Annotated in this window: 18 protein-coding genes; 9 read left to right on the forward strand and 9 right to left on the reverse strand. The window is 45.8% G+C overall.

Going from position 1 to position 20,512, the window contains the following annotated elements:
* Positions 1-72: 72 nt before the first annotated feature.
* On the reverse strand, positions 73-744 hold the full coding sequence (locus ACYVE4_RS24400) for a response regulator (RefSeq protein WP_461042885.1): 672 nt from the start codon (positions 742-744) through the stop codon (positions 73-75).
* Positions 745-901: 157 nt separating this feature from the next.
* Between ACYVE4_RS24400 and ACYVE4_RS24405 the strand changes: the two genes are divergently transcribed.
* Entirely contained in the window at positions 902-2,152 is a 1,251-nt protein-coding gene (locus tag ACYVE4_RS24405) for an MFS transporter (protein ID WP_461042886.1), read from the forward strand.
* On the forward strand, positions 2,152-2,562 hold the full coding sequence (locus ACYVE4_RS24410) for a hypothetical protein (RefSeq protein ID WP_461042887.1): 411 nt from the start codon (positions 2,152-2,154) through the stop codon (positions 2,560-2,562). Before ACYVE4_RS24405 ends, ACYVE4_RS24410 begins: the two co-directional genes overlap by 1 nt.
* 101 nt (positions 2,563-2,663) lie before the next feature.
* On the opposite strand, the gene hslU is transcribed toward ACYVE4_RS24410, so the two are convergent.
* Positions 2,664-4,049 (reverse strand): ATP-dependent protease ATPase subunit HslU, encoded by a 1,386-nt coding sequence (hslU, locus tag ACYVE4_RS24415; protein WP_461042888.1) that lies wholly within the window; start codon positions 4,047-4,049, stop codon positions 2,664-2,666.
* 158 nt (positions 4,050-4,207) lie between these two features.
* Here hslU and ACYVE4_RS24420 point away from each other — a divergent pair, with 158 nt between their 5' ends.
* The gene (locus ACYVE4_RS24420) at positions 4,208-6,091 is read left to right on the forward strand and encodes a beta-N-acetylhexosaminidase (RefSeq protein ID WP_461042889.1); all 1,884 of its coding nucleotides are present in this window, start codon (positions 4,208-4,210) and stop codon (positions 6,089-6,091) included.
* A 15-nt stretch (positions 6,092-6,106) separates the two neighbouring features.
* On the opposite strand, the gene ACYVE4_RS24425 is transcribed toward ACYVE4_RS24420, so the two are convergent.
* The 5 genes from ACYVE4_RS24425 to ACYVE4_RS24445 all read right to left on the reverse strand — a co-directional run bounded on the left by ACYVE4_RS24425 (position 6,107) and on the right by ACYVE4_RS24445 (position 9,999).
* Positions 6,107-6,802, reverse strand: coding sequence for a hypothetical protein (locus ACYVE4_RS24425; protein ID WP_461042890.1), 696 nt, complete (start codon positions 6,800-6,802; stop codon positions 6,107-6,109).
* A gap of 37 nt (positions 6,803-6,839) precedes the next feature.
* The gene (gene porQ / locus ACYVE4_RS24430; RefSeq protein WP_461042891.1) at positions 6,840-7,883 is read right to left on the reverse strand and encodes a type IX secretion system protein PorQ; all 1,044 of its coding nucleotides are present in this window, start codon (positions 7,881-7,883) and stop codon (positions 6,840-6,842) included.
* Between the two features lie 70 nt (positions 7,884-7,953).
* A complete protein-coding gene (locus ACYVE4_RS24435) occupies positions 7,954-8,664 on the reverse strand; it encodes a hypothetical protein (RefSeq protein ID WP_461042892.1) in 711 nt (236 codons plus the stop codon).
* Complete coding sequence (locus ACYVE4_RS24440) at positions 8,661-9,413, reverse strand: LVIVD repeat-containing protein (RefSeq protein ID WP_461042893.1); 753 nt, start codon at positions 9,411-9,413, stop codon at positions 8,661-8,663. Before ACYVE4_RS24440 ends, ACYVE4_RS24435 begins: the two co-directional genes overlap by 4 nt.
* 52 nt (positions 9,414-9,465) lie before the next feature.
* Positions 9,466-9,999 carry a hypothetical protein gene (locus ACYVE4_RS24445; protein ID WP_461042894.1) on the reverse strand — a complete coding sequence of 178 codons (534 nt, stop codon included), beginning with the start codon at positions 9,997-9,999 and terminating at the stop codon, positions 9,466-9,468.
* A gap of 106 nt (positions 10,000-10,105) precedes the next feature.
* Here ACYVE4_RS24445 and ACYVE4_RS24450 point away from each other — a divergent pair, with 106 nt between their 5' ends.
* From ACYVE4_RS24450 to ACYVE4_RS24465, 4 genes are all read left to right on the forward strand, one after another.
* A complete protein-coding gene (locus tag ACYVE4_RS24450) occupies positions 10,106-11,692 on the forward strand; it encodes an acyl-CoA carboxylase subunit beta (protein WP_461042895.1) in 1,587 nt (528 codons plus the stop codon).
* Between the two features lie 273 nt (positions 11,693-11,965).
* Positions 11,966-12,244, forward strand: a complete 279-nt coding sequence (locus tag ACYVE4_RS24455; RefSeq protein ID WP_461042896.1) for a hypothetical protein — start codon at positions 11,966-11,968, stop codon at positions 12,242-12,244.
* A 130-nt stretch (positions 12,245-12,374) separates the two neighbouring features.
* Positions 12,375-14,585 carry a carbohydrate binding family 9 domain-containing protein gene (locus ACYVE4_RS24460; protein ID WP_461042897.1) on the forward strand — a complete coding sequence of 737 codons (2,211 nt, stop codon included), beginning with the start codon at positions 12,375-12,377 and terminating at the stop codon, positions 14,583-14,585.
* 98 nt (positions 14,586-14,683) lie between these two features.
* Complete coding sequence (locus ACYVE4_RS24465; protein WP_461042898.1) at positions 14,684-14,872, forward strand: hypothetical protein; 189 nt, start codon at positions 14,684-14,686, stop codon at positions 14,870-14,872.
* A gap of 79 nt (positions 14,873-14,951) precedes the next feature.
* On the opposite strand, the gene dapA is transcribed toward ACYVE4_RS24465, so the two are convergent.
* Complete coding sequence (dapA, locus tag ACYVE4_RS24470) at positions 14,952-15,848, reverse strand: 4-hydroxy-tetrahydrodipicolinate synthase (protein WP_461042899.1); 897 nt, start codon at positions 15,846-15,848, stop codon at positions 14,952-14,954.
* A 104-nt stretch (positions 15,849-15,952) separates the two neighbouring features.
* Positions 15,953-18,115, reverse strand: coding sequence for an NAD-dependent DNA ligase LigA (gene ligA, locus ACYVE4_RS24475; RefSeq protein WP_461042900.1), 2,163 nt, complete (start codon positions 18,113-18,115; stop codon positions 15,953-15,955).
* 220 nt (positions 18,116-18,335) lie between these two features.
* Between ligA and rpe the strand changes: the two genes are divergently transcribed.
* Together rpe and ACYVE4_RS24485 are read left to right on the forward strand one after the other, a co-directional pair.
* Entirely contained in the window at positions 18,336-19,007 is a 672-nt protein-coding gene (gene rpe, locus ACYVE4_RS24480) for a ribulose-phosphate 3-epimerase (RefSeq protein WP_461042901.1), read from the forward strand.
* Between the two features lie 42 nt (positions 19,008-19,049).
* Positions 19,050-20,453 carry an alpha-amylase family glycosyl hydrolase gene (locus ACYVE4_RS24485; protein WP_461042902.1) on the forward strand — a complete coding sequence of 468 codons (1,404 nt, stop codon included), beginning with the start codon at positions 19,050-19,052 and terminating at the stop codon, positions 20,451-20,453.
* Positions 20,454-20,512 lie beyond the last annotated feature (59 nt).

The following is a 20,512-nucleotide window of genomic DNA, read 5'->3' on the forward strand; positions in this document are numbered from 1 at the left end:
ATGAGTTTGCTGACGCATTATATGATTGTTGGCGTCAGCAAACTCATCACTCATCGTTCAACGCTAAATATTTTAGTCTTCCCGAAGAACATATCCCATTCCAACAATAGTATGCAATAATTTAGGGGAGAAACCTTTGTCGATTTTCTTGCGTAAGTAGCTGATATATACGTCGATGACATTGCTGTTGTTGTCGAAATTCAGGCTCCATACCCGTTCGGTAATATCGACCCGCGAAATGATTTTGCCTTTGTTGAGCATCAAATACTCTACAAGTGCGTATTCGCGGGTGGTCAAGTCGATACGTTTACCAGCCCGAGTCACGGTTTTTGTGTCCAGATTCAATTCTAAATCAGCCAGTTGAAGTATCTGTTTCTGTTTGGAACCGCTCCGTCGTGTCAAAGCTCTAAGCCGTAACAGTAATTCCTGAAACTCGAACGGTTTGGCCAGATAATCATCGGCCCCCGCATTGAAACCATCTGCTTTATCGGAAAGGCTATCGAGCGCTGTCAGCATTAGCACGGGAATATTCTCATTTTCCGACCGGATCAGTTGACACAAATCAAAACCATTGATATGCGGAAGATTGACATCCAGAAGTATAATGTCATAAATATTCCGGCGAAACAGCGACAGTCCGGCGCGTCCATCATGTGCTACGTCAACTTCGTAACCTTCGGCGGATATTCCTTTATTAATAAACGAGGCCAACCGTTCTTCGTCTTCAACTAAAAGGACTTTCATGAAAAGATGAGGTTGGATAAAGCGTAGGTTGAGATTCCTACAAAAACAAAGATACTCAAGTTCTATTTCTCACCGGGAAATGCACATTGTTTAGCGTCATCAATTCGTTTCAGTTCAGAAAAGAATCGTAAATTTGAGCGAACCAAATCAACTCGTTTTGATAGTTCATTCCCATCAAACGCCACGCGGCTCCTCAATTTACACGCTCTCATTTTGGTTACTGTCGGTCAGTAACTTCCTGTTTTCGGCCAGTTTTTCAATGATGATTCCCGAACTACCTGCTTATCTGGTTAAGATGGGAGGGAAGGAGTACGTAGGGTTAATTATTGCACTTTTTACGTTTACAGCCGGTGTATCGCGACCGTTCAGTGGGAAAATCACCGATACCGTTGGGCGAGTGCCCGTCATGGCATTTGGCTCGATCGTCTGCTTTATTTGCGGGCTTTTGTATCCGTATTTACTTACTGTCTGGGGATTTCTAACGCTTCGACTCATTCACGGATTTTCGACAGGTACTAAACCTACCGCTACCGCTGCTTACGTTGCCGATGTGGTTCCGGCGAATCGTCGGGGCGAAGCGATGGGGATGTTAGGGTTATTTACAGCAATGGGAATGTCGCTGGGACCTGCCATTGGAAGTTGGCTGGTCAACAGCTTTTCTATGAACATCATGTTCTGGACATCTTCGGCATTTGCCCTGCTTTCCATCGGTATTTTGCTTCGAATGCCTGAAACATTGGCGAATACCCAACCTTTTCGATTTGGTTTATTGAAGCTGAAAAAAGACGAGATTTTTGATAAACAGGCCATACCGCCGTTTACGGTTCTGTTATTGCAATCGTTCTCGTCGGGTGTTATCCTGACGGTAATTTCGACGGTGAGCACTTCCTTAGGCATTACGAATAAGGGTCTGTTTTTCACGGTTTATACCGTAGCATCTTTGGTCGTTCGGATAATATTTAGCCGGTCGTCGGATCGGTACGGGCGCATTCCGGTTCTGGTCATTTCGACAATTGTGTTAGCGATTTCGATGGGTTTACTGATTGTAGCTGATTCGCCGATCGTATTCTGGACAGCAGCTATTTTGTATGGTATGTCGTGGGGAATGAATTCGCCAACAGTGCAAGCCTGGACAGCGGATTTAAGCGACGAACACACACGGGGTCGGGCAATGGCTACCATGTATATTGCACTCGAAGCTGGAATCGGACTGGGGGCTCTAGGGTCAGGTTGGTTACTGAATCATGTCGCTGCCCAACTGGGAATCAACGGTTCGTTTGCGGTATCAGGTATACTGTCGCTTATTGCCGTGGGCTATTTAGGGTGGTTATGGCAAAAAGGATTGAAAGCGAAGCGTCGCAGGATGGATGGTGCAGACGAGGTTGCCTTGCTCGACGAAGAACTCTAATGGATGCTATTGAGCCACGAATTCGACCACTCGTCGATGCGCTAAATCAAACGGGTATTATCCGGACATTTTCAAGTTGCGAAGGCCATTTTTTGCCAGAAGAACAAACCATTGTTGATCGCAATCAGGCGTATGTGCGCTTTGTTCCGAATACAGGTATTTCGAGTAGTCAGGTAGAAAAACTGGTGGCCACATTGCTTACTCGATTCAAAGGCCGGTACGGACTAATGCCGGTCAAATTGATAGGCTACAAACTTTATACACCCATTGACGACGAAACGATTGAAGAAACATTCGTTATCGAACTGACTCCCTTCAATCGTTTCGACCCTCCTGACCGAAAACGATCCGACGTTGATCGGGCGATTGCGCAAACGGAAAAGCTGATTTACGATATGAAGTTATCTTGAAAGGCTTTTTTGTCATACTGACGAAGGAAGCATCTTAAAGCGTCCAAACGAATTAACAAGGAGACCTTAAGATGCTTCCTTCGTCAGTATGACAAAAACGTTTACAATATGAACTGGCTTAAATCGCGGTTTTTTACCAGACCGCTAAGTTTTTCGCTGACCAGTTCCTTCGTCACGACGACTTTCGCATTAGCGCCAATCACGTCAGGAATCTCAAACATGAAGTCGTTCATGAGGTGACTCAGGACGGTTTGCAGACGACGGGCACCGATATTTTCTACCTCACTATTAACTTCAAACGCAACCCGTGCTAGTTCTCGCAGGGAGTCATCCTGAAACGTAAGTTCGACGCTTTCGGCTGCCAACATAGCTTCGTATTGCTTTGTAAGCGCATTTTTGGGCTCTTTCAGAATCTGATAGAAATCGTCTTCTGACAGACTTTGCAGCTCAACCCGAATTGGAAAACGACCCTGCAGTTCTGGAATCAAATCGCTAGGTTTCGCAACGTGGAAAGCCCCAGCGGCAATAAATAGTATGTGGTCGGTATGGATAACTCCGTATTTGGTGTTGACAGCACTGCCCTCTACAATTGGAAGCAAATCGCGCTGAACCCCTTCGCGGCTGACATCAGGTCCACCACCGCCATTGCCCGAACGCGCAGATGCTACTTTGTCGATTTCATCGATGAATATAATCCCGGCATCTTCAGCTTTTCGGATCGCTTCTTCCTTCACCTCGTCCATGTCGATGAGCTTGGCGGCTTCTTCTTCCAGCAGAATTTTGCGCGCTTCAGCAATGCTCACTTTGCGTTTTTTACCACGTTTGGGCATCATGTTGCCGATCATCTCCTGAATATTCATCATCGACAGATCATCAACCGTTCCACCCATTACGCCAATATTCGGCGTCTGGCTTTGTTGTACGTCGATGTCGATTTTGCGATCATCCATTTCACCGGAGCGGATTTTCTCCCGGAAGCGTTCGCGAGTACGCTCGTTTAGTTCAGCATCAGCATCTTTCTTTTCGCTCTCGAAACCTAGTTGGCCGTTTGTGGGCTTCACGGGTGGAATCAATATATCCAGAATGACATCTTCTACCTGTTGTTGCGCCTTTATCTGAACGGCTTCTTTCTTGGCCGCGCGCACCATGTTGACCGATTGCTCGACCAGATCGCGTACCATACTTTCCACATCGCGACCCACATAGCCGACTTCCGTGAATTTGGAGGCTTCAACTTTTATAAAAGGAGCATCTGCAATTTTGGCCAGCCGACGCGCAATTTCTGTTTTACCAACGCCCGTAGCACCAATCATCAGAATGTTGTTGGGGGTGATTTCGCGCTGCATATCAGCGCTGCTATTCATCCGGCGCCAGCGATTTCGGAGAGCGATTGCCACGTTCCGTTTCGCGTCGTTCTGGCCGATGATGTATTGATCTAATTCGGCGACAATTTGCCGAGGAGTAAGGTCTTTAAGTGAATGAGCCATTAATAGAGAATGAGGGCGCAAAAACAGCACGCCTTTCAGAAACAAACGCAGGAAATTTAAAATTGTGCCAATGCTACATAAAAAATAGGAGTTTGTGAGGGTAACGTTAAAATCTCAGCCTGACTCGCTTTGTCCTGTAATCATTAATTTTTCTCCGCATGAATGTCAGTCGAATACTTTTGTTTGTGTTGTGTGCTGTCTCGGCTTACGCCCAGGCACCGATTCAATTAATTCCGCAACCCGTTAAGGTACAGCCTCAATCAGGGGTTTTTGCGCTTACTAAATCAACAACCATTCAATACAACCAAGCCGATGGGCGCTCCGTTGCCGATATGCTTAGTATGCAATTGAATAGCCCAACCAGCTATGGTTTTATCGCCAAACAAGGCAATTCCGGGAAAATTCAACTGAACTTGAATGCGACTCCCAATACTCAACTGGGCGATGAGGGATACACTTTAGATGCTTCACCAAAGCGGGTCATTATTTCGGCGAATAAACCCGCTGGATTGTTTTACGGCATACAGACGCTTATGCAATTATTGCCGAAAGAGATTGAAAGCAAGGCGGTTGTTACGCAAACCTGGACGTTACCTGCTGTTCAGATCACTGATTACCCTCGCTTCGGTTGGCGGGGAATTATGCTGGATGTCAGTCGTAATTTCTTCACCAAAGAAGAAGTCAAACAATATATCGATCAACTGGCGAAGCTGAAATTCAATACGTTCCACTGGCACTTGACCGACGATAATGGATGGCGGATCGAAATAAAATCGTTGCCAAAACTGACTCAGGTAGGAGCATGGCGGGTTGCCCGTTCCGGCCATTTTGGCGATCGTGCTGAACCAAAACCAGGCGAGCCAACGCCTTCAGGTGGTTTCTATTCGCAGGATGATATTCGAGAAGTGGTTGCCTATGCACAGGCTCGAAATGTAACGATTGTTCCAGAAATCGACGTGCCGGGGCATAGCATGGCTGCTTTGGCTGCTTACCCTGAATTAAGTTGTACGAAAGCGCAGGTGTTTGTTAATCCTGGAACGCCCTTTTCAGAATGGTATGGTAATGGCACATTCAAAATGAAAGTGGAAAACACGTTGAACCCATCTGACGAAAATGTGTATGCATTTATGGATAAGGTTTTTACCGAAGTGGCCGCCCTTTTTCCGAATCCATATATTCACGTTGGGGGTGACGAATGTTACAAAGGTTATTGGGCTAATGACCCCGGTTGTCAGGCGCTGATGAAGCAACTTAATATTCGACACGTTGAGGATTTGCAGGGCTATTTTATGGGCCGGGTCGAAAAAATATTAACGGCTAAAGGAAAGAAACTACTCGGTTGGGACGAAATTCTGGAAGGTGGTATTTCGCCAGGCGCCACGGTTATGAGTTGGCGGGGTATAAAAGGCGGAATCGAAGCGGCTCATGCTGGTCATAATGTTGTTATGACGCCAACTACGTTTGCTTACCTCGATTATAACCAGGGCGAGCCGACCATCGATCCGCCAATTTATGCGAACCTACGCGCGCAAAAAACCTATAGTTATGAGCCTGTGCCAGATGGAGTTGACGCTAAGTATATTTTGGGTGGGCAGGGCAATCTCTGGACGGAACAGATTCCCACATTACGCTATGCACAATACATGACTTATCCACGCGCCTGGGCTTTGTCGGAGGTTTTTTGGTCGCCGAAAGAAACTAAAAACTGGGCCAATTTTGTGGAACGTATGGAGTCGCACTTCAGCCGTGCCGATGTGGCTCAAATCAATTATTCAAAAGCGATTTATGACGCCATCATCAGAACCAGCATGAAAGACGGAAAACTACGGCTGGAACTGGCTGGCGAAATTCCTGGACTGGACATTTATTACACCATTGATGATACCATGCCCGACCAATTTTCAACAAAATACACTCAACCCATCGATCTGCCCGAAGGACCAATTAATCTCCGGGTCATTACCTATCGGGCCGGTAAACCAATTGGTCATTTAATTACTCTTTCTCGGGATGCATTACAGCGTAGAGTGGGGAGGTTTTGATCGTTTGTAAACGAATTATTGATCGTCAATTCGCTTCACTTTTGCGATGTACCAGGGTACCGGCTCGACCGCTGCTTCTGGGCTATTTAGATACTGCCTGATCAACTCGGGTTGTTTGACGGAGTCGAACAACCCGTTTTCATTGATGGACAATGAGAATAGCCTTTCTAACTCATTGCCAATGCCGTGACAGTAAAAGGAATGAAAGCTGCCGTCTATGTCAACGCCAATAAAATCGTAACCTATAAAGACTTCTCTGGGATCAGTTTCTTCTACAACTCTCTCCGCTAAGGTATGGTACAGGCTAAAATCTCCCTTGTTGTGCGGTTCAGTTTGAAAATAGGATGAAAGCGAATTTGCATCCGTTTCAGATAGATAAATCGCATAAATGTGAATGTCAGGCGATTCGGGGAAAAATGTATTTTTGAATGACTTGGCTGTTGTTAAATCAGAAAAGTTGTCACCCCATTTGATGAAACCCTGCTTATACTTTTCACCCGACCACTTTTTGATGTGAACTATTTTTTCTGGCGTTAAATCAAGTACCTGAATTGATTTTTCGTCAGGCTGGCTGGTGGATAGACACCAATAATCAAACGCATATTGATTAATGCAACCACTACATGTTTGGTAAATTTGGGGCTGCCCCGTAAATAAATCAACGGGCGACAATTTTATCAGGTAATACCCACCTAAATAATAGTTTTCCATCGAACGAAAAATCAATTAAGCAAAAAGGTGTAATTAGTCACTTTGAAAGTCGTGCTAAATCAACACGCAACGATAGTTGACTCGTACCTGCGGTAGGGACCGTCGAAAAACGACCATAGGTGAGTTGAAATGCCTTGGCCTGCACGGAGATACCAAACGAAAAACCTACCGCTGCACCACCCGTTGTGAGTTTGCCTTCCTGCTGTTTTTGGTGATTATACCCCACTAATAGATGAACATTTCGGTGGACCAGTAGCTCCGCGCCAACACTTAAATGGCGGGCTATTTTTTCGGTTACGCTAGTCGTTTGGGGAATTGGATTACCGCTTAGATCGTAGCGAACGTTCAGGTTTGGGTCGTTATAACTAATGTCGAAGCGTTGGAGATGATGAGCCGTTAATGTCAGTCGGATCGGCGCATGTTGTGGTTTTAGCGTGACTCCTGCCTGTAAATCAAATGGGAGATTAGCATCGATGGCGCTATAATTTTTGAGTACGTAGCCGACGTTTTTGGCCACCAATCCAAAGGTTAACTCTTTTTTGGGATGTCGCCAGACCACGCCCAAATCGGCCAGAACACCGAAAGCCGAATACATTTCGATACTCGATCCGACGGCTTTTATTGTAGCTCCAAGTGTGAAAGCACCTTCAGTTCGGGCATGACTTAGGCTCAGAGCATAATCGTTGGCTGTGAAGGTGCCGATTGTATTGCCAACCGGGTCAGTCATGGCAAATTGGCCGTAACTCAAATACTGCAAACCAGCGGCCCATTTCCCTTTCGACTGAATGGGCAAACCATATTGTAGAGTATAATATTTAGCTGCGGCCAAATAGGGCATGAAGCTGATTGACAATTGGTTGGTAGGAGTGGAGTCGGCCAGGGCAGGGTTATTCAGGTGATAGGAACCGTCGGGTCGAATGGCAGTTGCCACTTGTCCGCCCAGCGCAGCAACTCGTGCATGAGTAGGTAAGTCGAGAAACGAAAAGATACGCTGTCCGCCGAGAGGTTGAGCGACCGTTAGGATTGGCAACAGCCAGGAAAACAGAAAAAAGAAAATTCGGGCTTTCAATCGGTTGTTCACGGTTTGTTACAAAGAAACGCCAATTTTCAGCCCGGCAATAATAGAGTTAGCGAATTGAGGTAAAATAAACTCAAAAAGTATAGCCAATTTTTAGTCCAAATGACACACTTAAAGCCGGATAGCGATTTGTTAAGAACGGGCTGAATAAAGGATTCTGGGCATAAAAAGTATATCCATCAGGTCGATCAGGTTCGTATATAGTTTGGTGGCGAAGACCTACACCACCATAAAAATCGCCGACAAGTCGATTATTCGCTGATAAAGGAAATTGGTTCCCGAGTTTCAGGTTGAATGCCCAAACCTGCGCTGAAATAGGGAGAGAATACATTTGATAGTATTGATACTGACCGGCTTCGAATCCAATGCCAACTGTGCCGTTTTCGAGGGCATTCACCTGTTTGTAAATACCTTCCAGAGCTGCATAACTCCCAAACGGAGCCTGGTTCTGGCGTAAATAATAACGCCACTCAGCCCGGCCACGCCATACCTGACCATTACTATAGCGCAAATTTTGACCACTATTTCCCCAACGATTCAGACCCGGTCCTGCATAACCAAATTCTGCTTGAACGGAATGTTGTTGACTGACTAACCGTTCAACGGCAAACTCAACGGTACTACTAGGATCAACCAGGCTAAGAGGGGCAAATTTTACAACCCACTTCGGAGAAGGCTTATAACCAGTCGAATACGAAAGCTGCTGCGTAGCAGATTGTGCTTGAGCGGTTAATATGCCAGCCCAAATTGCGCCAAGAAATCCAATTAAATACAACTTTTTCATGGCTGAACAGGAATCTCGCTAAGTAGCTTTAACTGGCTGAAATCGGCGTAGCTATATTGATAGATTCCTTTCGGTCCTGTAACAATGAGCCGCTTTTGCGTCGGAATAACGTCGTACGTCTTGGTGTCGTAAAAGTACTGGAGTTCGCGAATCGCTGTTGGCTGACTGATATCCATCACTCGCAGTCCATAATCGCCTTCCCCCACGAACAATAGTGTGCTATCGGCACCCAACCCATGTGGATTGGTCATCGGGTAACTGCGCAGTAATTTGGGTTTGGTCAGGTCACTAATGTCAACAACATCGAGGCTATTCGTCGTTATCTGTTGATTTCGGCAGTTCGTTCCACTTCGAAGCGTCACGTAAGCATAATTCCCCTGAGCCACAACCGGATCGCAACTAAGAATGTGGGTGTAGATGCCTACACGCTTCGGTGAATTGGGCTGACTGATATCATAAATGTACATGCCTGTTTCTGTGCCGATAAACAAATTGTTCCGATAAGGGAAAATGGTTTCGACACCAAAGCCAAGCGGAGTTTTGGTGCCTTTTTGAGGATTCCCACTGTTCGAAATATCGAAGGCTTGTAAGGCCGTACTACTAACCGTGTAAAGTGTATTGCCGCTGATCGTAAATCGGGCGGTTGAACCGCCAACGCCGGTGCCAGGTGAAACCGAATCGTTTCCAGCACTGCAAGACAGGAGTAGAAAAAAAAACGAAAGAATGAGTAGATTATAGATAGATCGCATGGAATTCAGGAGGTTAAAGCAGAATTGATCGTGCCATCAAATGGATAGGGTGCTACCTGTAACACTGCGGATTCTGGACATCGGTCTTTTCCCAGCGTATTACAGCGCCTTTAGCAGGATCTGCACATTCAAACCGTATGTTGGTCGCTAACGGGTAAGCTGAATACTCGAAAGCGTTTTCAACTCGCTTCACTAATTTGATATTAAGGGGATTCGCAATGTTAAGCGCAACCAGGTCAGTTACGTTGTCAGCATAAAGTGTACTGTCTTTTATCGCTAATTCCTGATTACCCAGAATGCCCAGAAAAGCAATTTGCACGGGCTTTTCGGGATTCCGATTGTCAACTATGTGAATCCCGCTACCAATTTCATTGATATACATGAAATTGTCTTTTACGTAAATTTTGCCCACATTTTTAAGCGGTTGAGGAGCTAACGTCTGAATCTCACGAACGGCTGCATACGACGCATAAATCGGCCGGTAGGTATCACCGGATTGGGGAGGAGCGGGGGCGTAAGGGTGTTTACAGCTATCCAATAGAATGAAGCCATTCAGGAGAAGAACCGCTAAAAATAATCGCTTCATGGTGTAAATACGTTTAGGAAGATAGGGAGACAAAATCAATTCGAATCGTTGGAATTAAAAGGAAAATTTAACTTTGCCAACTTACGCATTTTACCAGCTCACCTGTATGCAACCCGAAGGCCGTTCAGATAGTAACTCTTTATTAGCATCCTCCCCATCGAATGCCGAGATTTTAGCGAAGAAAAACGCTGAGGCTGAACTGGGTGGTGGTCAGAAACGCATTGACGCACAGCATCAAAAAGGCAAACTAACTGCTCGTGAACGAATAGGCCTACTGGTTGATGAAGATTCGTTTGAAGAAATCGGAAAGTTCGTCATGCATCGGACTCGTGATTTTGGTCTGGATAAAGAACATTACCTGGGAGATGGCGTAGTAACCGGATACGGAACCGTTGATGGGCGGTTAGTTTACGTATATGCACAGGATTTTACCGTATTTGGTGGAGCATTATCGGAAACGCACGCAGAGAAAATCTGTAAAATTATGGATCTGGCGATGCAAAACGGCGCTCCCGTTATAGGGCTGAATGATTCAGGGGGAGCCCGTATACAGGAAGGGGTGTTGTCGCTGGCGGGGTACGCCGATATTTTTTACCGAAATACGAAAGCGTCGGGCGTTATTCCGCAATTGTCAGCAATAATGGGGCCATGTGCTGGCGGAGCGGTTTATAGTCCAGCCATTACCGATTTTATTTTTATGGTCGAAAATACGAGCTATATGTTCGTTACCGGCCCAAACGTCGTGAAGACGGTCACGCATGAAACTGTTACGGCTGAAGAACTGGGTGGAGCCAGCACGCATAGCGTCAAGTCGGGTGTAACGCACTTCGCCTGCGAAAATGAAATTGCGTGTATTCAGCACCTTAAACAGCTACTAAGCTACATTCCTCAAAATTGTGAGGATGAGCCACTGAGACTTGCCTATGAGCCCATCGACGAAACACGTTCGGCATTGAACAGCATTATTCCCGATAATCCGAATCAACCGTACGACATGCGTGAGGTGATTGAGGAATTGGTCGACGCGGGTAGCTTTATGGAAGTCCATAAGAGTTTTGCTGAAAATATTGTCGTTGGATTTGCCCGAATAGCTGGTCGAAGCATTGGCATTGTTGGGAATCAACCCGCTGTGTTGGCGGGGGTTCTGGACAACAATGCCAGTATTAAGGCCGCTCGTTTCGTGCGTTTTTGCGATTGTTTCAATATTCCCCTTTTGGTTCTTGAAGATGTACCCGGATTTATGCCGGGCACTGATCAGGAATGGAATGGCATCATTACCAATGGCGCTAAATTATTATTCGCGTTTTGTGAGGCAACGGTACCCCGTATAACTGTCATCACGCGCAAAGCCTACGGTGGGGCCTATGATGTTATGAATTCCAAACATATTGGTGCCGACATGAACTATGCCTGGCCGTCGGCTGAAATTGCGGTAATGGGCGCTAGCGGTGCTGCGGAAATTATTTTCAAACGCGAAATCGCAGAGGCAGAAGACCCGCAGGCAAAGTTGCAGGAGAAAGTTCAGGAATACACGGCGAAGTTTGCTAACCCATATCGGGCTGCCCATCGCGGTTATATCGATGAAGTGATCATGCCCGATCAAACGCGTCAGAAACTCATTCGAGCCTTTCAGATGCTGGAAAATAAAGTAGCCAGTATGCCGAAGAAAAAGCACGGTAATATTCCGCTTTGAATTCGCGAATGAATATATAACAGGTTGCTATTCAGACGGTAATGATCCATGATAAATTGAACGAGTATGAACCAGAAACCCGAACGGCCAGGAAGTTTACTGAAAACGGTTCTAATTGGACTGCTGATCATTTTCGGGTTGGCGTTACTTGTCGGAACAATGACGGTATTATTTCCATAAGTGACCTCGAGGCTCTCGTGCGATAATTTGTGCTAAAAGAATAAACTGAACGAGGTCGAATGGGTTATCCTATAAAATTAACCTGCAACAATTATGGAAAATGTGAATCAGGATGCAATGCTCAATAGCCAATCGCAGACGTTTAACCCTGATACAGACGGTCCCGCACAAACGCCCGATGAGAGCATCATGATTAATGAAGATTATAACCCAGTTGATCTGGTTGGTGATGTCGATAGCGGACCTGATGGTATGGGTAAGCCTTCGGGTAGTCCGAATATGGAACCTGATACGAATTCTTACGGCAACGACGATTCGCTTGGCAATAACGATGGCACCGAACCAGATCCTGCAATGACGGATGGGGATTAAGAATTGCCTGATGGCGTAAAGCAGTCAATTTGGTTGCCGATATACAGGTATAATTTTGTTTCCCGGCGCAATGTGGTAAATCAGCCTTATTTTTGCTTTTAGAATAAGCTTTATTTAACTGCACTGCTTGGTGAAATTTTTACTTGTTGCTTCATTTTTATATATCTCCCTGGGCCAATCGATTCTACTGGCCCAGAAAAAAAACGAGAATTATCAGCTTCACATCAACCGGGCTAGCTCACCCATCATTATTGATGGAGCTATTGACGAACTCGCCTGGCAATCAGCAGAAATTGCTACCGATTTCTGGATGGTGTTGCCGATGGATACCAGCCGGGCCCGTGTACGAACGGATGTTCGGATGGCCTATGATGACCATAATATCTACCTGAGTGCCATCTGCTATCATGGGTATGTTGAAGGGCCTTACATGGTCGAGTCGCTCCGGCGCGATTGGGCGTTTGTAAAAAATGATAACTTCATTTTTTTCATGGATACCTTCGATGATCAGACCAACGGATTTACGTTTGGTACGAATGCCGCTGGAGCGCAATGGGATGGATTATTGTATGAAGGTGGTAAAGCGAATCTGAGTTGGGATAATAAATGGACATCCATTGTCCGGAATTATCCAGATCGATATGTGTTGGAATTAGCCATTCCATTTAAAACGATCCGCTACAAAAAAGGAATTACGAGGTGGGGAATTAATTTCAGCCGCCAGGACCTCAAAACAACCGAAAAATCTTCCTGGACACCTATCCAACGCCAATTTCCGACTGCTTCACTAGCACTGACTGGCGTGCTGGTTTGGGACCAGGCACCGCCACAACCAGGCCCGAATATTTCAATTATTCCGTATGCCCTTACCGGGCTGACTCGTGATTATCAGAATAATGTCCCAACAAATAGCCGGTTCGATGCGGGCCTTGATGCGAAAGTCGCCGTTACCTCATCACTTAATCTGGATTTGACGGTAAACCCCGATTTCTCGCAAGTAGATGTCGATCAACAGGTAACCAATCTGGATCGGTTTGAATTATTTTTCCCGGAGAAACGACAGTTTTTTCTGGAGAATGGTGATCAGTTTACCAATTTCGGGTATTCAACCATTCGCCCGTTTTTCAGTCGCCGAATTGGGTTGGGGGGCGTTCCCATTCGCTTCGGTGCTCGCCTGAGTGGAAAACTCAACAAAGATTGGCGACTGGGAGTCATGGATATGCAAACTGGTCGAGTGGATGATACGGGTTTGCCAGCACAGAATTTCGCGGTGATAGCTTTGCAACGGCGGATATTTGCCCGTTCCAACATCGGGATGATGTTTGTTAATAAAGAGTCGCTTTCGTATCAACCTGAGGCTAATAAACCGCTTTATTCGCGTTATAACCGAAATTTTGGCCTGGAATATAATCTGGCTTCAGCCAATAACCTCTGGAGCGGGAAGGCATTGTATGTGAAATCGTTCAGTCCAGATCAATCGGGCGATGATGCCGTTTATGCGGCCAATTTGCAGTATTTCAGTCGTAAATTACTGATCGGTGGGCAGCTTGAATCGGTGGGTAAAAACTATACAGCTGAGGCCGGTTATGTTCCTCGCCGGGGCTATCATCGTGGTATGGGTACGTTTGGTTATACCTTTCTTCCAACCGGCAGTGGGGTTTTAAATCACGGGCCAACGCTCACATCAACTTACTTCTTCGATCCAGCCTGGAAACAGAGCGACAACGAAAGTATGTTAAGTTATGCCATTACCTTCCGCAGTCGAAGCGTTTTTACAGCTTGGGTGGCTACGGATTATGTCCGGCTGCTTCAGCCCTTCGACCCAACGAATACCGGACGTGAAACGCTGGCAACGGGTACCGAACACAATTGGACGGCCTGGGGTACTGATTTTGACTCAAAACCACAGAGTGTATTTACGTATGGTTTTTCATCACGTTATGGTGGATATTACGCAAATGGTACACGTTTGAATCTGACTGCTGACCTGGGCTTTCGAATACAGCCATATGTTAGCTTAGCGGCTAGTTTGAGTTATAACGACATACGATTGCCTCAGCCCTGGGGCAAAACAACGTTCTGGCTTATCAGTCCCCGTTTCGATTTAACAATGACCAATACGCTGTATCTGACCACCTTTATTCAGTATAATGAGCAGCAAAAGAACATGAACATCAATGCTCGTGTGCAATGGCGGTATAAACCTGCTTCTGACTTTTTTCTGGTATATACCGACAATTATTTGCCTAACTCTGCACAGATCGGGCAAGACGTTCCCGGCTTTTTTTCGATCAGGAATCGGGCGTTGGTCCTGAAGTGGACATATTGGTGGAATCTTTGACAAACGGGTTTTTAAACAAACTGAATCTGTGCTAGTTAATTTGGCAATCGTCGAAAGGCGTACGGTTTAACGACTACACTAAAATTCAGTCAACGTTTATGAAAACTCTGTTGCGTATTTTTCCAATAGCCTTTGTGGCTTTATTCCTTACTTTCTTTCTGACCAGTTGCGAAGTTGTTGGCGATATTTTCAAAGCGGGCGCTTGGACTGGAGCATTACTTGTTATACTTGGAATTGGCATCGTAATCTGGCTCGTATCGAAATTATTTGGTGGTGGAAGCAGGTAAATGACTTCGCCTTCTTGCCCATAAAAAAGCCGGTCTTGATTTGTCAGGACCGGCTTTTAGTTTACAAGTCTATTGTCTGCTAGGCGACCAGTTCCAGCAAGCCATCGCGCTGAAGTACAGCTCGTTGACGATCACTCAGATCATCAGACGCTTTCATAAGTGGTAATCGTACCTCAGCTGAGATAAGCCCGAGAATTTCCAGAATATTTTTTACACCAACTGGATTTCCTTCTTCGTAAAGTAGAGGATCAATGCGTAAGAAATGACCTAGTTCTTTCTGAGCAAACGCGAAATTTCCCTGAAGTGCTGCTTCTATCAAACCACAGAATTTCGCAGGGAAAGCATTGGCAATCACCGACATAACGCCTACGCCACCAATGCTGATGATCGGCACGCCCTGAACATCATCGCCTGAAATGAGTAGGAAATCATCTGGTTTATCGCGGGCAATTTCCATACACTGCTCAATCACACAGGAAGCCTCTTTCACGCCAATAATATTCGGATGTTGAGCTAACTCACAAATGGTTTCGGCCGACATATTAATGCCTGTCCGAAACGGAATATTATACAGAATGACAGGGACAGGACTGGCATCCGCAACACGAGTAAAGTGTTCAATTACACCACGTTTACCTGGTTTATTATAGTAAGGGCAAACCGAAAGAATGGCATCTACCCCCTCAAAATCAATCGACTTCATGCCCGATACAACATCGGAGGTAACGTTTCCCCCTACACCATATACGATAGGTAATTTCTTCGGATTGTTTTCCTTGAGGTATTGCAGCAACTGAGCTTTTTCCTGTTTTGTCACGGTTGGCGATTCGCCTGTGGTGCCCTGCAGGACAATGTATCGGACACCGCCATCAGAGACGTGCCGAACGATGCGGCCAAAGCCGTCGAAATCAATTAATTGGTCGGCATTAAAAGGGGTCACAATAGCGACGCCAACGCCGTGGAATTTAGTATCCATTCTGGAAACAGGAATGTAAAGGCTGCAAAGTTACAGGAATTTCAAACTCAGTTGACAGACTTGGCCGAGAAGTCTTTAGGAACAAAGTATGCCGGTGTGTTCTTCTACACCTCCAGCATCGCCAGGAACTCATCTTCGCTAATCATGGGCACATTTAGTTTTTGTGCTTTTTCGACTTTCGATGGTCCGGCATTTTCACCGACAATTAAATAGTTTAGTTTTTTCGAAATACCACTCAGCAGCTTACCACCGTTGGCCGCAATTCGATTTTCAAGCTCTTCCCGACTAAAATTTGCGAATGTACCGGTGTAGAGGAATGTTTTTCCGGCTAATGTATCGCCTTCCTGTTCAACCACTTTTTTCTCACCAGCAAACTGAAGCCCGGCTGCCCGTAATCGCTCGACAAAAGCGCGATTGTAGTCGTCGGCAAACCATTGGACAACGCTTTCGGCAATTCGTGGTCCCGTATCGGGTACAGCCAGTAGCTCTTCCTGACTCGCGTTCATGATTGCGTTCATAGAACCGAAATAATCGACGAGTTTCTCGGCGGTAGTGGCTCCTACGTAGCGGATTCCCAGCGCAAATAATACATTGGCAAATGGCTGAGCTTTCGACCGTTCGATCGCGGTTAGTATATTTTCAACGGTTTTCTCGCGGAAGCTAACAACTCGTTTTTTGCCAGTCTCTTCCTCAACAAACGTTTTTTCTATACCCAATAACTGGTCAAACGTTAGATCATAAAAATCGGCAGGTGTTTGGACAAGGCCACGATCAATTAATAATTCAATTTTACCTTCCCCAAGACTTTCGATATTCATAGCCCGACGTTGAATAAAGTGCTCAAACCGAGTTTGTCGCTGAGGAGGGCAGCCTCGTTCGTTCGGACAATAAAAATTGGCTTCGCCTTCCTTACGGATCAAAGGAGTTCCGCAGGCCGGACAGGTGGATGGGTATACTATTGGCTGACTTTGATCGGTTCGTCGGGTTAGATCTACACCCGTAATTTTTGGAATAATTTCGCCCCCTTTCTCAACAAACACAGTATCGTTTATAGTAACACCCAATCGCTCAATCTCGTTAGCATTATGGAGCGAAGCTCGTTTTACAGTGGTTCCGGCCAGAAGTACGGGAGTAAGTAAAGCAACAGGCGTAACGGCTCCCGTGCGACCAACCTGGTACCGGATACCTTTCAGTACTGTAGTGGCCGCCAAGGCTTTATATTTAAATGCTATAGCCCATCGAGGGCTTTTGGCCGTGAAACCGAGTTCACGTTGTTGATCGTATCGGTTCACTTTGATGACGATTCCATCGGTTCCAAGGGGTAATGTAAAACGTTTCTCTTCCCATTGGTTGATGTATTCCATTACCTCTCGAATATCAGCGCATTTTTGCCAGGTCGGCGATACGTTGAATCCCCAGTCCTTCATGGCGATAAGACTTTCTTCGTGCGTCTGAAAGACGTTGGTATCGGACAAAAAAGAGTAGATATAACAGTCGAGCCGACGTTTCGCTACGGCTCCCGAATCTTGTTGTTTAAAGGTTCCTGAAGCCGCATTCCTTGGATTGGCCAGCAACGGTTCGCCAATATCTTCGCGCTCTTTATTGATTCGATCGAATTCAGCAAGGGGCAAAAATCCTTCCCCGCGTACTTCGAACAGGGCGGGGGGAATTTGAGCATGGGGCATGGAGTTTTGGGCAGAGGGTGCGTTGTCAAATGTGAGTGCTAATTGCCCTGAAGGTCCTTTTTGTTCAGTTATTTCCTGCTGCCCCTTGCTCTCTGCTCTCTGCCCACCATCCACCCGCAAAGGCACCGTACGAATCGTTCGAATATTGGCTGTAATATCATCTCCACGAACGCCGTCTCCACGGGTTGCCCCCTGAACCAGTACGCCGTTTTCGTAGGTCATACTCAGCGCAACTCCGTCGAATTTGAGCTCACAAACGTACTCATAAGCTTGGCCGTTTAAGCCTTTCTGAACTCGTTTGTCAAATTCAATTAAGTCAGCTTCGGAGTAGGTATTCCCGAGCGATAACATGGGAAAGCGGTGATAAACAGTGGCAAACTCCTTGCTTATCGTTCCACCAACACGGGTTGTTGGAGAATCGACCTGCCGAAATTCAGGATATTGCTTTTCAAGCGCCGTTAATTCTGTCAATAGTTGGTCGAAGGTGAAGTCGTCCACTTCGGAAATACTATTCTGATAATACTGATGATTATAGTAATTTAATTGATTCGTTAATTCGGTAATCCGTTCCTGAGGGTTCATAAAATAAACGTTTAGTCGGTAGTCGTCAGTCAAAAGTTCACACGCGTTAGCCTCTCTGGGTAAAGACTATTGACCGATGACTAACTGGCAATATTGGGTTTGTTTCCTCGTTCAAGCAAAAAAAGTTAGTTTTACAGGATAAAAAAAAGAGAATAAAGTACGAACCTTAAAATCAGTCATTCGTTTTCAATCGATTGACCGATCTGGACCGCCGATATCCATGAATCAACCCTTGATAGCGCCTTCATTGTTAGCTGCCGATTTCGCAAATCTGCAAACGGAACTGGATCTAATAAACCGAAGTGAAGCCGACTACCTGCATTTTGATGTCATGGACGGTTTGTTTGTTCCAAATATTTCCTTTGGTTTTCCCCTTCTGGAAGTTGCTCATAAATACTGCCAGAAATCGCTGGACGTACATCTGATGATTACCCAGCCTGAGCGGTATATTGACCAGTTTGCGAAAGGCGGAGCTTCCGTTATTCATGTTCATTACGAAGCCTGTACCCATCTGCATCGAACGCTGACAAGCATCCGCGAAGTGGGGTGCCGGGCAGGAGTTGCGCTGAATCCACATACACCTGTTAGCGGCCTTGAAGACGTCCTGGAACAAATTGATGTCATTTTAATCATGTCTGTCAACCCCGGTTTTGGTGGACAATCCTTTATTCCACACACGCTTAAGAAAGTCGCGAAATTGAAGCAGCTACTGACCGCCAATGGTTTACCGGCGTTGATCGAGATAGACGGTGGAGTCAGCGAGAAAAATGCTCAGGCTTTAGTGAATGCAGGGGCTGATATACTTGTAGCAGGCAACTCGGTCTTTAAAGCGAGTGACCCGTTGCTGGCAATTCGCCAATTGAAAAATAGTACTATGCCGATGATGGCCTAATCCTTTCCGTAACCTTTAATTCGCATCAGTCGGTATCCCTTTATGAAGAAAGTTTTCCTGGTCATTCTAGTCAGTTCGCTGATCTTAACCACGGCCTGTCGCAATAATCGCCAGAACCAGTCTGAAAGTTCGCCTTTGGATACAACCGCACTGAAGGCTCCTCCTTCGCCTGATTGGGCAAAAAATGCAACGATTTATGAAGTGAATACCCGACAATTTTCGACGGCCGGTAATTTTAAATCCATTGAAGCTCAGTTGCCCCGACTGAAAGAAATGGGGGTAGATATTATCTGGCTGATGCCAATTTATCCAATCAGTCAGGAAACGAAACAAGGTACGCTGGGAAGCCCATATGCCGTTGCTGATTATAAAGCTGTAGACCCTGCCTACGGTACCGTTGCCGACCTGAAATTCCTCGTAAACCGAGCCCATGCGTTAGGATTGCGGGTTATTTTGGATTGGGTTGCTAGCCATACGGGTCGCGATCATGTCTGGGTAAAACAACATCCTGACTGGTATATTAAAAAGAATGGTGCCATGATTGCACCAATTGATCCGCATACGGGTAAATCAACGAAATGGCCCGATGTGTATGGACTTGATTACGCTAATCCGGACATGCGGAAAAGCATGATCGAAGCAATGCAATATTGGGTTAAGGAGGCTGATATTGACGGGTTTCGATGCAATACTGCCGGATTTGTTCCCGACGACTTTTGGGCTCAACTACGTCCTCAATTGGATAAAATAAAGACGGTCTTCATGCTCTCCGAATGGGAAGATAGTCCGGATCAATTGAAAAACTGCTTCAACATGAACTATAGCTGGAGTTTATATAACATGATGCGTGCAGTTGCCAAAGGGGAGCGGACAGCCGATAAAATTGACTCGGTGCGTGAAGCTAACGAGGCTAAATTTCCTGGGTGGTATTACCAGATGCTGTTCACCCAAAACCATGACGAAAACACAAATAGCGGTACGTTAGCCGAATCGTTTGGTCCTGGTATTGATGCATTTATTGTGTTGAGTAGTACGCTTGAAGGAATGCCGTTGGTGTATAATGGGATGGAGTCGAATCTGAATAAACGACTGGCTTTTGCCGAAAAAGATACCATTTCGTGGGGCAACTACAGCAAGAGCGATTTTTTCAAGACGCTGCTTACCCTTAAACACCGAAACCGTGCGCTTTGGAATGGTCTGGCTGGTGGGAGAGCGGAGAAAATCGAAACAGACCACGATGATAAAGTGTACGCCTTTCATCGCCAGCGGGATAATGATAAGGTAGTGGTTGTCCTGAATCTAAGCAATCAGCCGCAAACCGCCCGGCTGATGGGCGACGGCTATTCGGGTATGTATACGGAAATTTTTAGTCATCAGCAGGTAGAATTGAAACCTGAACTAATTGTTACGCTAAAGCCCTGGGAGTATCGGGTGCTAACGAATTGATTTTTTGTTTAAATTATAGGTCAAATCTGTCGTTTAACGTACAGGGTGCAACGTTTATC

It is taken from the genome of Spirosoma harenae (genome assembly GCF_054776975.1).